We start from the raw sequence: 14,498 nt of genomic DNA, 5'->3' as shown, positions 1-14,498 counted from the left end.
CTAGGTGTTCTCCGTCACGTGGCCGTCGCCAGGTTCCCGGGGTTGGTCGTGGGGTTGGTCGTGGGGCTCGTGCGGCTGGGTGGGCTCGTGCGCCTCCTGCGGCTCGCCCAGCAGGATGCGCTCCAGCTCCGCCCGGCCCGGCAGGGCGGCGGGGCGGATGATCTCGCCGCTGCGCACATGGAGGAACGCCGCGGAGACCGCCGACAGGGGCAGGCCCCGCTGTTCCGCCCAGGCCAGGCGGTAGACCGCCAGCTGGAGCGGATCGGCGTCCTGCGACCTGCCGGTCTTCCAGTCGACGATCTCGTACCGCACCCCCGGCCCGGCCCCCACCGCCCGCGGCACGCGGTACACGGCGTCGATCCGGCCCCGGATCGTCCGGCCCGCCAGCGAGAGCTGGAACGGCGCCTCGACGCGATAGGGGGTGCGATGCGCGTACGGGGTGCGCGCGAACGCCTCCTTGAGCCCCGCCAGGTCCCGCTCGTCCACGATCTCCGGATCGTCGTCCTCGCCGCCCGGCAGCTCGTCCGGGCCGAGGAACGGGAGCGGCAGCGCCTCGAAGCGCGACTCCACCCACGCGTGGAAGCGGGTGCCGCGGCGCGCGGCGGGGCGCGGCGGGCGCGGCATGGGGCGGGCCAGCTCCCGCGCGAAACCGTCGGGGTCGGCGGCCAGGCGCAGCAGCTGGGAGGCGCTGAGCGTGTACGGCATGGGCACGTCCCGCACCGTGGCGCGGGCCCGCCGCAGCTCGCCCGCGAGCGCGTCCAGGTCCCGGTCCCAGGAGGCGACCAGCCGCGCCTCCTCGGGCGGCAGGCCGCCGCCGGGCGATGCGGCCGCCCCCTCGCCGGGGGCGGGGTGGGGGCGGTTGGCTCCGGCGGGCCAGCCCGCCCAGAGGTCGCCGCCTGGGTCGGCGGCGTCATCCCCGGGCTCCATGACGTCCTCGGCGTCCACGACGTCGTCGGGCTCCAGGACGTCGTCGGCGTACGGATCGTCGTCGGCGTACGGGTCCTCCGGGTACGGCTCCGGCGCGTACGGGTCGTCGTACGCGTCGTCGGCCGGGCCGAGCAGTGGGCCGGGCGGAGGCCCTGCGGCCGACGGGTGGTGCGTGTCGTGTGCCGACGGGCCGTCCGCCGCGCGCGGCTCGCTCTCCGCCGTCGTGAGGCGGTCCAGGTGGGCGAGGACCACGTCCGCGGCGCGGCGGCGGCGGGCCAGGGCTTGTGGGTCGAGCGGCAGCGGCCAGGCGCGGTCGGCGGCCGCGGCCTTGAGGGCCGGGTTCTCCTCGTCCTCCTCCGGGGGCGGCGCCCACGCCTCGATCTCGCCGTGGCCCGCCTCACAGTGCTCGCGCAGGGCCTCCAGGAAGGCCGAGGGGCCGCGCGGCTTCTTCTGCGTGGGCCCCCACCAGTGGCCGGAGCCGAGCAGCAGGGAGCGGGGGCGGGTGAAGGTCACATAGCCGAGCCGCAGCTCCTCGGTCCTCTGGTGCGCCTTCATGGACTCCTTGAAGGCGGTCAGCCCCTTCGCGCTCCAGGCGGCGACCTCCGGAAGCGTCTCCGCGTCGCCGCGCAGGGCGTGCGGCAGGACCCGCGCGTTCGCCGTCCAGGACTCTCGGGCCTGGTCGCTGGGGAACTGCTTGGCGACAAGACCCGGCACCGCCACCACGTCCCACTCCAGCCCCTTGGACTTGTGCGCGGTGAGGACCTTGACCGTGTTCTCCCCGCCGGGGAGGGAGTTGTCGAGCCCCTTCTCGTACTGCGCCGCCGTGCGCAGGAAGCCGAGGAACGCCAGCAGCGTGGCCTCGCCGTCCAGGGCCGCGAAGCCCGCGGCGACGTCGAGGAAGTTGCCCAGCGTCTCCCGGCGGCGGGCGGCCAGGGCCTGGGGCGAGGCGGACAGCTCGACCTCCAGGCCGGTGGTGGCCAGCACCCGGTGGAGCACGTCCATGAGCGGGTCGGCCAGCGAGCGGCGCAGCTCGCGCAGCTCGGCGGCCAGGCGCGCGAAGCGGACCCGGGCGTCGGCCGAGAACGGCAGTCCGTCGTCCGGGCCGTCGGGGGTGAGGAAGGTGTCCAGGGCGTCGGCGAGCGACACGATCTCGGCGGGGTCGACGCCCTCGACGGCCTCGGCGAGGCGGCGGTCGGAGTCCTCGCCCCCGTCCGGCCCGGGCCCCGCCGCCTCGTACCGTACGAGGGCGCGGGCGCGGCGGCCGAGCAGCGCCAGGTCGCGGGGGCCGATCCGCCAGCGCGGGCCGGTCAGCAGGCGCACCAGGGCGGCGTTGGCGCCCGGGTCCTGCAGCACCTCGCAGACGGCCACCAGGTCGGCGACCTCAGGCAGGTGCAGCAGCCCGGAGAGGCCGACGACCTCCACCGGGACCTCCCGCTCCACCAGCGCGCCCTGGATCCGGGCGAAGTCGCCGGCCGTACGGCACAGCACCGCGATCTCGCCGGGCGGAGTGCCCGTGCGCACCAGGTGGGCGATGGAGTCGGCGAGCCAGGCCAGCTCCTCGGCGTGGGTGGGCAGCAGCGCGCAGCGCACCACACCGTCCCGCTCCGCCCCCGGGGCGGGGCGCAGCGCCTCGACGCCCTCGTGCATGGCGCGCAGGGGCGCGGCGAGCCCGTTGGCGAGGTCCAGGAGGCGGCCGCCGCTGCGCCGGTTCTCGCTGAGCGCGAAACGGCGCGCCGGGCTGCCGTCGGCGTGCGGGAAGTGCTCGGGGAAGTCGTCGAGGTTGGCCACGGACGCGCCGCGCCAGCCGTAGATGGCCTGGCAGGGGTCGCCGACGGCGGTGACGGCATGGCCCGTGCCGCCGCCGAAGAGGCCGGAGAGCAGCAGGCGCTGGGCGACCGAGGTGTCCTGGTACTCGTCCAGGAGCACCACCGCGAACTGCTCGCGCAGAATCCGGCCGACCTCCGGGCGGGTGCGGGCCAAGGTGGCCGAGAGCGCGATCTGGTCGCCGAAATCGAGCAGGTCACGGCCGCGCTTGTCCGCGCGGTACGCCTCGACGAGGCCCAGGAGTTCCAGGCGGGCGCGGGCGGCCTCGGGCACCTTGCGCAGCTCGGCGTTGGTCAGCTTCACCCCGTCGAGGGTGTGCAGCAGCTCGCTGTCGTACGCGCGCAGCCGCTCGGCGGGGACCAGGTGCTCGGCCAGCTCGGCGTCGAGCGCGAGCAGGTCCGTGACCAGGTCGGCGAAGGGGCGGGTGAGCGCCGGGAACGGCCCGGGGGCGGTGCGCAGCACGCGCGCGGCGAGCTGGAAGCGGGTGGCGTCGGCGAGCAGCCGGGCGCCCGGCTCGAGGCCGATGCGCAGGCCGTGCTCCTTGAGCAGCTGCCCGGCGAAGGCGTGGTACGTGGAGATGTGCGGCTCGCCCGCGGCGGTCTCCCAGGCCCCCGCGGGCTCCCCGGCGCCCGCGGCCCCCGTGGCCTGCGCGGGCTGCGCTCCGGCCGGCGGCGGCACCGGGCCCGGCACCGGGTCGGGGTCCGTCACCCCCGCCTTGACCAGCGCCTTCCGTACCCGCTCGGACAGCTCCCCGGCCGCCTTGTTGGTGAAGGTGAGGCCGAGCACCTGCTCGGGGGCGACCTGGCCGGTGCCCACCAGCCACACCACCCGCGCCGCCATCACCGTGGTCTTGCCCGAGCCCGCTCCGGCCACGATCACCTGCGGAGCGGGCGGCGCGGTGATGCACGCGATCTGCTCCGGGGTGAACGGAATGCCGAGGAGCTCCTTGAGCTGCTCGGGGTCGGTGATGCGGGCGGACATTCCAGTGAGGCTATCGGGGCCCGCTGACACCGGCGTCAACACCGAGGTCGGCGCGGGTCCGTACGCGGACCCCACCGGAGGGAACCGATCGGTATCAATCAACACCAATCAGAACTGGTGTAGCGAACGCCACATCGCTCGCTCACTCCACGACGTGCCGCCCCTCGGCCCGCGCGCTGCACGCCCCGCGGAACGAGCAGCGGTTGCAGTGCTCTCCCGCGCTCGGGGAGAAGCGCTCGTCGAGGACGCGCCCGGCCGCCGTGGCCAACAGCTCGCCCACCCACTCCCCCTGTCGCGGCGGCTGCAGGGGCTCCTGCGCCTGCACCTTGGGGACGGCGTCCCCGCCGTCCTTCTGGGCGGCGCCCTGGCGCAGCTGTACGAGCTCCGCGCCGCCCGGCTCGGGGTGGCCGTCCGCGAAGAGGCCGTCCACCGCGCCCTCGCGCACCGCGAGCTGGTACACGGCCAGCTGGGGGTGGTGGGCGACGGCGTCCCGCGTCACCGCCTGCTTGCCGGTCTTGAAGTCGACGACGTAGGCGCGGCCTTCCCCGTCCGCCTCGACCCGGTCCATGCTGCCGCGGATCCGCACCAGATAGGCGTCCGCCTCCAAGGTGACGTCGAATTCGTGCTCGGTGGCCACCGGGACGCGGCCGCCGCGCTCCATCACATGCCAGCGCAGGAAGCGTTCGAGCGCCGCCCGCGCGTGCTCCTTCTCCTGCCGCGACTTCCAGGGCGCGTCGAAGGCCAGCGCGTCCCATACGGAGTCCAGCCGCTCCATGAGGACCGCGAGGTCGGCCGGGGTGCGGCCGGAGGCCACCTCGTCGGCCAGGACGTGGACGACATTGCCGAAGCCCTGGGCGGCCGTCGACGGCGTGTCGGCCTTCACCTCCCGCCCCAGGAACCACTGCAGCGAGCAGGTGTTGACGAGCTGGTCGAGCGCGCTCCCGGAGAGCGCCACGGGGCGCTCTCGGTCCCGCAGCGGGACCGCGCTGTGCGTCGGCTCGTACAGGCCCCACCAGCGGTAGGGGTGCGCCGCCGGGACGAGCGGCTGTCCGTCGTCGTCGCGCAGCGCCGCCAGCCGCGCCAGGCGGCGCGCGGCGGCGTCCCGCAGGGCGTCGGAGGCCGCCGGGTCGACGGTGGTGGCGCGCAACTCGGCGACCAGCGCCGCGACCGACAGCGGGCGGCGCGGGCGCTGGGTGACGTCCACCGGCTCGACGCCCAGCTCGGTCAGGAAGCGGGAGGGCTGGTCCCCGTCGTCCGCGGCGGCCTTGACGGCCGTGACCACCAGCCGCTCCCTGGCCCGCGTCGCCGCGACGTAGAACAGCCGGCGCTCCTCGGCCAGCAGCGCCCCCGGGGACAGCGGCTCGGCCAGCCCGTCGCGGCCGATCCGGTCCGCCTCCAGCAGCGAGCCACGGCGCCGCAGATCGGGCCACAGCCCCTCCTGCACCCCCGCGACCACGACGAGCCGCCACTCGAGCCCCTTGGAGCGGTGCGCGGTCATCAGCCGTACGGCGTCGGGGCGGACCAGGCGGCGCGAGAGGGTGTCGGCCGCGATGTCCTGCGCGTCGATCTCGTCGAGGAAGTTGAGCGCGCCGCGGCCGCCGACGCGCTCCTCCGCGCGCGCGGCGGTCTCGAACAGCGCGCACACCGCGTCCAGGTCGCGGTCCGCGTTGCGCCCGGCGGCCCCGCCGCGCTGGGCGGCCCGCTCCAGCCGCTGCGGCCAGGACGTGCCGTCCCACAGCTCCCACAGCGCCTGCTCCGCCGTGCCGCCGGCCGCGAGCAGTTCGCGTGCCTTGCGCAGCAGCAGCCCGAGGCGCTGCGCGCCGCGCGCGTACGCCGGGTCGTGTGCGACCAGGCGCTCGGGCTCGGCGAGCGCTTCGGCGAGCAGCACGTCGGAGGGGCGCGGCACGCCCCGCCCCGCCGCCCGCTCCTCCTCCCGCAGCGCCCGCCCCAGCCGCCGCAGATCAGCGGCGTCCATGCCCCCGAGGGGCGATGCCAGCAGGGTCAGCGCGGTCTCGACGTCGAGCGCGGCGGCCTTCCCGGCGGCGGCCGGGGCCCCTGGGGCGCCATCGGCGCCCGGCCCCCCGACAGGCAGCGCGCCCGCGTCGGCGGGGGCGGGGTCGCCAGGCGCGGAGCCGCGCGCGGGGGCGGGGGCCGTCTGAGGGGCTCCCGGCCCGGAGGGCTCCCGCAGGGCGGCCGTCGCGGCGGCGCGCAGGGCGGTCAGGAGGGGGGCGACCGCGGGCTCGTGGCGCAGGGGGATGTCGTCGCCGTCGACCTCCACGGGCACGCCCGCCGAGGTCAGCGCGCGGCGCACACCGGGCAGCGAGCGGCCTCCCGCGCGCACCAGTACGGCCATCTCCTGCCACGGAACGCCGTCCTCCAGGTGGGCGCGGCGCAGGATGTCGGCGATGTTGTCGAGCTCGGAGCCCGCGGTCGGGTAGGTGTACGCCTCGACGCGGCCGCCCGGGCGGGCGGCCGACAGCTCGCGGTGGGCGCGCACCGCGTCCGCCGGGAGGCGGGTGAGCGGCATCCGGTGGGTGATCAGGCGGGTGGCCGCGAGCAGCGCGGCGCCGGAGCGGCGGGAGGTGGTCAGGACCTTGACGGGCGCCGGTCTGCCGTCCCGGCGCGGGAAGCCGTACGGGAATTCGAGGATGCCGCCCACATCGGCGCCGCGGAAGGCGTAGATCGACTGGTCCGGGTCGCCGAAGGCGACCAGCGTCCTGCCGCCGCCCGCCAGCGCGCGCAGCAGCCGCAGCTGGGCCACGTCCGTGTCCTGGTACTCGTCGACGAAGACGGCGTCGTAGCGCGCCGCCAGCTCCGCCGCCGTGTCGGGCCGCTCGGCGAGCAGCACCGCCCGGTGCACCAGCTCCGCGTAGTCCAGCACCCCCTGGGCGTCCAGTACGTCCAGGTACTCCGCGAGGAAGGCCGCCGCCGCGCGCCAGTCCGGCCGGCCCTGGCGCGCCGCGAAGTCCCCCAGCGCGCGCGGGTCGAGACCCAGCTCCCGGCTGCGCGCGAGCACCGCGCGCACCTCGTCGGCGAAGCCGCGGGTGGTCAGGCAGGCGCGCAGCTCGTCCGGCCAGCGGACCGCGGCGCGCCCCTCCCGCTCCAGCTCCGCCTGTCCGGCCAGCAGGTCACGGACGACGACATCCTGCTCGGGGCCCGACAGCAAACGCACCGGATCGGCGAAAATGTCCATGTCCTGGTGTGCACGGACCAGGGCATAACAGAAGGAGTGGAAGGTCGTGGCCTGCGGGCCGCGGGCGCCCCCCAGGCGCCCCGCCATCCGATCGCGCAGCTCGACCGCCGCCTTGCGGCTGAAGGTGAGCACGAGGATCCGCTCGGGGTCCGCACCGCCCCGCACCCGCTCGGTCACCGCCTCCACGAGTGTCGTGGTCTTGCCCGTGCCCGGGCCCGCGAGCACCAGCAGCGGCCCGCCCGGGTGGTCAACCACGGCACGCTGCGCTGCGTCCAGGGCAGGAGGAGCCACCGGGTCCGGCCGGGTGCGGACCAGCCGGTACGTGCCCGGGGTCGGCTGCCGCGAGGACGGCTGTCGAGCCTGCCGCTGGCGCGGAAGGGACGAGGAGGAGGAGCTCACGTGGATCGCCGGTCCTGGTGGGTGTGCTGGGTGCGGCTCAGCCTCTCATGTGACGCGGGGCGTCACCCGAATGGCTGTGGATACGGCCGCGGGCGCGCCGCGGCGCTTCGGCACGGCTCCGGCCGGCCGGGGTACCGGCGGGCCCGCGGCCCGACGTCAGTCGGCACCGGCCCCGCCGTCCCCGCCATCACCATCGGCACCATCGGCACCACCGTCACCGCCGTCCCAGCGGGCCCGGACCATGTCGAGCCGCGGCAGATGGCCCTCGGCCGACCGCGCCGCCTCGCGCAGCGGCGTGCCCTCCTCCCGGTAGTGGTCCAGCGCCCGCAGCTCATGGCCGGACAGCAGCACGCCGTCCGCGCGCACCACGCGCCACCAGGGCACGGCGCCCCCGTAGAGCGCCATGACGCGGCCCACCTGCCGCGGGCCGCCCTCGCCCAGCCATTCGGCAACATCGCCATACGTCATCACCCGGCCGGGCGGAATCAGCTCGGCGACCTCCAGCACTCGCTCCGCGTACTCAGGCAGCTCGTGGGCGGCCCCCGTCCGCTCGCCCTCGGCGCGCCCACCGCTCTGATCGGGAATCCGGCTCATCCGGCACATCCTGCCGCACCCCACCGACAGCCCCGCCGGCCTCCCACCGACCCCTCCCCCGGTCCCCTCACCGAGAGTGCACCGATCCCGTACACGACGTACGATCCGAATTTCACGTCCCCGAAATGCACCCTGATGCCCACCTCCTCAGCCCGGGCATGCCACCATCTTCCGGGCGGTGACTGGTGATACGAGATCAAGAAGAAACGGCCGAGCAGCAGGGTGCGCAGCCTCCTGAAGGAGAGGCCCGCGCCCCCGAGGCGCTGCCCCGTGCCCAGGAGCGGGAGCCGTCCCCCGCCGCCGCGGATTCCCCCGGTTCTCCCGACTGTGACGACCCCCATCCGCACGTCGACCGGGTGTCAGGCGACGAGCCGCTGCTCCCTGCCCGCGTCCACCGCCCCTTCGACCTGCTGCGGCTGCTGCTCGGCATCCTGGGCATCGCCACGGTGCTGGCCATCGCCGCCTTCGCGCACGGGACCACCGCCGGCTTGGAGAAGGACATCGGCCAGGGCGCCAACCAGGCGCCGACGCTGCTGATCGACTTCGCGGGCCTGGCGGCCAGCGTCGCGGTGCTCCTGCTCCCGATGGCGTTCGCCATCGAGCGGCTGATCAAACGGGACGGGCTGCGGATCGCCGACGGCGTGCTGGCCGCCGTCCTCGCCCACGGCGTGTCCCTGGCCACCGACCTGTGGGTGGCCCGCGGCGCCCCCGAGTCGATCCGGGAGGCGCTCACCCAGACGGCGCCCGGCGGCACCCTCAGCGACCCCGTACACGGCTATCTCGCGCCCGTCATCGCCTATATGACGGCCGTCGGCATGGCCCGCCGCCCGCGCTGGCGGGTGGCCATGTGGTTCGTGCTGCTGCTCGACGCCTTCGCGGTGCTCGTGGGCGGCTACACCACCCCCTTCTCGATCATCATCACCGTGCTGATCGGCTGGACCGTGGCCTACGGCACGCTGTACGCCGTCGGCTCGCCGAACGTGCGGCCCACCGGCCAGCACCTGCTCGCCGGGCTGCGCCGCGTGGGCTTCGCGCCGGTCAGCGCGCTGCGATTCGACGACTCCGACTCCGACTCCGACTCCGCGGACAGCGACCACGGCGACCGGACCGGCCAGACGGGACAGACGGGACAGGCAGGCCATTCCGACCGGGGCCGCCGCTATCTGGTCACCCTTGAGGACGGCCCGCCCCTGGACGTCACCGTCGTGGACCGCGAACAGCAGGCCCAGGGCTTCTTCTACGGCGTCTGGCAGCGGCTGACGCTGCGCACCATCACCCCGCCGCGCAGCCTCCAGTCGCTGCGCCAGGCCCTCGAACAGGAGGCGCTGCTGGCGTACGCGGCCATCGCGGCCGGCGCCAACGCGCCGAAGCTGATCGCCACCTCCGAGCTCGGCCCGGACGCCGTGATGCTGGTCTACGAACACCTCGGCGGCCGCCCGCTCAACGCGCTGCCCGACGAGGCGATCACCGACGAGCTGCTGGCCGGGGCCTGGCGCCAGGTCCAGGCGCTCCAGTCGCGCCGTATCGCCCACCGCCGGCTGGACGGCGACGCGCTGCTGGTGGACCGCTCGGGCAAGGTCGTGCTGACCGAGCTGCGCGGCGGTGAGATCGCGGCCGGTGACGTGGTGTTGCGGATGGACGTCGCGCAGCTGCTCACCACGCTCGGGCTGCGGGTCGGCGCGGAGCGGTCCGTCGCCGCCGCGGCCCGGGTCCTCGGCCCGGACGCGGTCGCCGACAGCCTCCCGCTGCTGCAGCCCCTCGCCCTCAACCGCAGCACGCGGGCGACGCTGCGCCAGCTGGCGCGCGAGCGCGCGCAGCGGCAGCGGGAAGCCGTCCTCGAGGCCTCGCGCGTCGCCAAGGAAGCCCGGGAGGCCAGGGAGGCCAAAGAGGCCGAGGCGGCCCGGGAGGCGGCGGATCAGACCGAGGCGGCGGACGAGACCGCGGAGAAGGCCAGGGTCCGGCCGGTCACGGCCGCGGCGGCGGTCGACCGCAAGGTGCTCAAGGCCGAGAAGCAGGCGGAGAAGCGGGCGCTCGACGAGGCCCTGGAGGGGGCCCGGGAGGAGGACCTGCTCTCCCAGATCCGTCAACAGGTGCTGCTGATCAGGCCGCAGGCGCCGATAGAGCCGGTGCGCCTGGAGCGCATCAAGCCGCGCACGCTGGTCAGCTTCTGCGCCGGCGCCTTCGCCGCGTACTTCCTGCTGTCCCAGTTCACCCACATCAAGCTGGGCACGGTGGTCGGCGAGGCCAACTGGATCTGGGTGGTGGGCGCGCTGGTCTTCTCGGCGCTGACCTACGTCGCGGCGGCGCTGAGCCTGCTGGGCTTCGTACCGGAGAAGGTGCCGTTCGGGCGCACCGTGCTGGCGCAGGTCGCCGCGTCGTTCGTGAAGCTGGTGGCCCCCGCCGCGGTCGGCGGCGTCGCGCTCAACGCCCGCTTCCTGCAGCGCCAGGGGGTGCGCCCGGGGCTCGCGGTGGCCAGCGTCGGCGCGTCCCAGCTGTTCGGCCTCGCCAGCCACATCCTGCTGCTGCTGACCTTCGGCTACATCACCGGGACCGAGCGCACCCCGACCCTCTCGCCGTCCCGCACGGTGATCGCCGGGCTGCTGACGGCCGCGGTGCTCGCGCTCGTGGTGGCCGCGATCCCGGTGCTGCGGAAGTTCGTGTCCACGCGTCTGCGGTCCCTGTTCGCGGGCGTCGTCCCGCGCATGCTGGACGTGCTGCAGCGACCCAAGAAGCTGCTCGCCGGCATCGGCGGGATGCTGCTGCTGACGGCGGCCAACGTGCTGTGCCTCGACGCCTCGATCCGGGCGTTCGGCGGCGACATGAGCTACGCGAGCATCGCGGTCGTCTTCCTCGCGGGCAACGCCCTGGGGTCCGCGGCGCCCACCCCGGGCGGCGTGGGAGCCGTGGAGGCGGCGCTGATCGCGGGTCTGACGCTGACCGGACTGCCGTACGAGACGGCCGCGCCCGCGGTGCTCCTGTTCCGGCTCATGGTCTTCTGGCTGCCGGTGCTGCCGGGCTGGCTGGCCTTCACCCACCTCACCCGCAAAGAGGCCCTGTAGCGGCCCGGGCGGCCCGGTGGAGGGCCGGGCGCGGCGCGGGACTCACTCCGTACACGGGCACGGCCCGGGACTCACCCGTACGCCCGCACCGCGCGCGCCGGGCCCGCCCGGGGCCGAGGATGGCACCACGCCCCCACTCCCGGAGAGCCTCCGTGTCCCGACCCGTACGCGCCGGTGCCCTGGCCGCCGTCGCCCTGCTGCTGACCGCCGCCGTGGGCTGCGGCGAAAGCGGTGGCGGGCGGCCGGACACCTCGGCTCACCAGAAACTGAAGTGGTCCACCTGCCCCGCCCCCGAGGACAGCGAGGACGGGGCGACCAAGGCCCCCGGCAAACAGTGGGAGTGCGCGACGCTCCACGTCCCGCTCGACTACCGCAAGCCGCACGGGGAGACCATCGGCATCGCCATGATCCGCGCCAAGGCCACCGACCGGCGCCATCGCATCGGTTCGCTCATCTTCAACTTCGGCGGCCCCGGCGGCTCGGGCGTCGCGACCCTGCCCGCCCTCGCGAGCGGCTACAAGGAGCTGCGCACCCGCTATGACCTGGTCAGCTTCGATCCGCGCGGGGTCGGCCGCAGCAGCGGGGTGAGATGCCTGGGGAACAGGCAGCTCGACGCCTTCTACGCGGCCGACTCGACCCCGGACGACTCCGCGGAAGTGAAGTCCCTGGTGGGCCGCGTCAAGCGGTACGCCGCCGCCTGTGAGGAGAACTCCGGGAAGGTGCTTCCGTATGTCGGCACCACCAACGCCGCCCGGGACATGGATCTCATGCGCGGCGTCCTCGGCGACGACAGGCTCTACTACTTCGGCGTCTCCTACGGCACCGAACTGGGCGGCGTCTACGCCCATCTGTTCCCCAAGAAGGTGGGGCGCGCGCTCTTCGACGGCGTCGTCGACCCGGCGCAGGACCCCGCGCAGGGCTCCCTCGGCCAGGCGAAGGGCTTTCAGCTGGCGCTGAACGACTACATGAAAGCGTGCGACGCCACTGGCAACGGCTACAGCTGCCCCACGCAGAGGGAGATCCGCGCGCTGCTGAAGAGGCTCGACCGGCGCCCGGTGCCCGGCATCGGCAGCCGCGACCTGACCGAGGCCCTGGCCAACGGGGGCATCGCGCAATCCCTGTACTCGCAGGACTTCTGGCAGTACCTCACCCAGGGCATCGCGGACGCAGAAAAGGACGACGGCAAGATCCTCCTGGCCCTCGGCGACGCCATGAACGGCCGCAACCCGGACGGCCACTACAGCACCCTGCAGTCCTCCCTCACCGCCATCTCCTGCGCCGACTTCAAGCAGCGCTACACCGTCCACGACATCGAGGCGAAGCTGCCCGAGTTCCGCAAGGCGTCCCCGGTCTTCGGCGACTATCTGGCCTGGAGCCTCACCCAGTGCACCGACTGGCCGGTGCGCGGCGCCTGGCGCACCCCGGACGTCAGCGCCCCGGGCGCCGCGCCGATCCTGGTCGTCGGCAACACCGGCGACCCGGCCACCCCGTATGCGGGCGCCCGGAAGATGGTGGAGGAGCTGGGCCCGGGTGTCGGCGTGGAGCTGACGTACCGGGGCGAGGGGCACGGCGCGTACGACAGCGGCAACGCCTGTGTGCGCCGTACGGTCAACGACTATCTGCTGCGCGGCAAGGTGCCGCCGAGCGGAAAGGCCTGCGGCTAGTTTCGTCCAGTGGGGCCTGCGGTGAGCAGGCACCCTTACATTCCGTAATCTGTGACCGAACTGAGAAGAGAACTGAACCTTCCAGGTCATACGGTGCTCATAGGATCCTCGGCTATGTCGAGTTCCATACGCACCATACGGGCCAGGGCGCTGGTCTCCGCGGCTGTCGTGGTCGCACTCACCGCCGTCGCGGGCTGTAACGACGACGGCGGCTCCAACAAGGGCAAGGGCGGCCAGGACAAGGCGTCCGAGGCGCCGTCGGCCTCCGGCCTGCCCACCTCCCTCACCGGACAGAAGCTCAGCTGGAAGTCCTGCCCGGCGCCCAGCGCCATCCAGGGCGCCGGCGAGGCCCCGGGCAGCGAATGGCAGTGCTCGACCATGCGCGTTCCGCTGGACTACGCCAAGCCGGACGGCGAGACGATCGACCTCGCCCTGATCCGTTCCAAGGCCACCAGCCCGAACAAGCGGATCGGCTCGCTCATCTTCAACTTCGGTGGCCCCGGCGGCTCCGGGGTCTCCACCCTCCCCGGCTTCGGCGCGGACTACCAGCGGCTGCGCGCCCGCTACGACCTGGTGAGCTTCGACCCGCGCGGGGTCGGGGAGAGCGCGGGCGTGAAGTGCCTGAGCGACAAGGAAGCCGACGCATCCGACGCCGTGGACGGCTCGCCTGACGACCCTTCCGAGATCGCGGCGGCGACGGCGGACCAGAAGAAGTTCGTCGACGCGTGCGAGAAGAACTCCGCCAAGGTGCTCCCGCACGTGGACACCGTCAGCGCCGCCCGCGACCTGGACCTGATGCGGGAGGTGCTCGGCGACAAGAAGCTGCACTACTTCGGCATCTCGTACGGCACCGAACTGGGCGGCGTCTACGCCCACCTCTACCCCAAGAACGTGGGGCGCGCCGTCTTCGACGCCGTCGTCGACCCGACCGAGGACCCCGAGCGGGGCAACTTCGGCCAGGCGAAGGGGTTCCAGCTCGCCCTGGACAACTACCTCAAGGACTGTGCCACCAAGGGTCTGACCTGCCCGCTCGGCAGCGACCCCGACAAGGCCGAGCAGACGATCATCTCGCTGCTGGACAAGCTCGACAAGAACCCGCTGCCCACCGAGAGCGGCCGCAAGCTCACCCAGGACCAGGCCGTGGGCGGCATCGCCGCCGCGCTGTACAGCAAGGACAGTTGGCAGTACCTGACGATGGGACTGACCGAGGCCCTGCACGCCAAGCGCGGCAACATGCTGCTCCTGCTGGCGGACTCCATGGCCGGCCGCGACGAGAAGGGCCACTACAGCAACATCGGGCCCGCCAACGTCGCGATCAACTGCGCGGACGACAAGCAGCGCTACACGGTCGCCAATGTGAAGGCGAAGCTGCCCGAGTACCGCAAGGCGTCGCCGGTCTTCGGCGAGTTCCTGGCCTGGGGCATGCTCTCGTGCCAGGACTGGCCGGTGGCGGGCAAGACCGAGCACCCCGAGGTCAGCGCCCCGGGCTCGGCGCCGATCCTGGTCGTCGGCAACACCGGTGACCCGGCCACGCCGTACGAGGGCGCGCGGAAGATGGCCAAGGGGCTGGGCGAGGGCGTCGGGGTGGAGCTCACCAACAAGGGTGAGGGCCACGGCGCGTACAACGGCGGCAGCAAGTGCACGACGAAGGTCGTGGACGACTACCTGCTGAACGGGAAGGTGCCGGCGGACGGCAAGGTCTGCTCGTAACCCTGTCTCCCGTTCTCCCGCATACGAAGGGGCCCCGCACCGTCAAGGAACGGCTTGGGTTCAAGGGGTCGTCGCAACACCACTTGGTTTCAGGTGGTGAGTAGATCACGTAGACGCTCGGCTGGGGTATCCCAGCCGAGCGTCTTG

Annotated in this window: 6 protein-coding genes; 3 read left to right on the top strand and 3 right to left on the bottom strand. The window is 74.1% G+C overall.

Annotated elements, in window-relative coordinates:
* The 3 genes from ACFZDL_RS25310 to ACFZDL_RS25300 all read right to left on the bottom strand — a co-directional run bounded on the left by ACFZDL_RS25310 (position 1) and on the right by ACFZDL_RS25300 (position 7,918).
* Positions 1-3,732, bottom strand: coding sequence for an ATP-dependent DNA helicase (locus ACFZDL_RS25310; RefSeq protein WP_353592440.1), 3,732 nt, complete (start codon positions 3,730-3,732; stop codon positions 1-3).
* Positions 3,733-3,874: 142 nt separating this feature from the next.
* A complete protein-coding gene (locus ACFZDL_RS25305) occupies positions 3,875-7,324 on the bottom strand; it encodes an ATP-dependent DNA helicase (protein ID WP_353592439.1) in 3,450 nt (1,149 codons plus the stop codon).
* Between the two features lie 156 nt (positions 7,325-7,480).
* A complete protein-coding gene (locus ACFZDL_RS25300) occupies positions 7,481-7,918 on the bottom strand; it encodes an MGMT family protein (RefSeq protein WP_353592438.1) in 438 nt (145 codons plus the stop codon).
* A gap of 185 nt (positions 7,919-8,103) precedes the next feature.
* Here ACFZDL_RS25300 and ACFZDL_RS25295 point away from each other — a divergent pair, with 185 nt between their 5' ends.
* The 3 genes from ACFZDL_RS25295 (at position 8,104) to ACFZDL_RS25285 (ending at position 14,351) form a co-directional block, all read left to right on the top strand.
* Positions 8,104-10,977: a lysylphosphatidylglycerol synthase transmembrane domain-containing protein gene (locus tag ACFZDL_RS25295; protein WP_353592437.1), complete on the top strand. Its 2,874-nt coding sequence runs from the start codon at positions 8,104-8,106 to the stop codon at positions 10,975-10,977.
* A gap of 119 nt (positions 10,978-11,096) precedes the next feature.
* Positions 11,097-12,641, top strand: a complete 1,545-nt coding sequence (locus ACFZDL_RS25290; RefSeq protein WP_391192395.1) for an alpha/beta fold hydrolase — start codon at positions 11,097-11,099, stop codon at positions 12,639-12,641.
* A gap of 114 nt (positions 12,642-12,755) precedes the next feature.
* Complete coding sequence (locus ACFZDL_RS25285) at positions 12,756-14,351, top strand: alpha/beta hydrolase (RefSeq protein ID WP_353592435.1); 1,596 nt, start codon at positions 12,756-12,758, stop codon at positions 14,349-14,351.
* The last annotated feature ends 147 nt before the right edge of the window (positions 14,352-14,498 follow it).

The sequence above is a fragment of the Streptomyces sp. NPDC007917 genome (assembly GCF_042959105.1).
GTDB lineage: Bacteria > Actinomycetota > Actinomycetes > Streptomycetales > Streptomycetaceae > Streptomyces.
Note: the sequence above shows the minus strand (reverse complement) of the source record. Positions and strands in the feature narration are given on the sequence as shown.

Coding starts and splice junctions, on each gene's coding strand:
- ACFZDL_RS25285 (WP_353592435.1), top strand. CDS start 12,756: ATGTCGAGTTCCATACGCACCATACGGGCCAGGGCGCTGGTCTCCGCG.
- ACFZDL_RS25300 (WP_353592438.1), bottom strand. CDS start 7,918: ATGAGCCGGATTCCCGATCAGAGCGGTGGGCGCGCCGAGGGCGAGCGG.
- ACFZDL_RS25310 (WP_353592440.1), bottom strand. CDS start 3,732: ATGTCCGCCCGCATCACCGACCCCGAGCAGCTCAAGGAGCTCCTCGGC.
- ACFZDL_RS25290 (WP_391192395.1), top strand. CDS start 11,097: ATGGCACCACGCCCCCACTCCCGGAGAGCCTCCGTGTCCCGACCCGTA.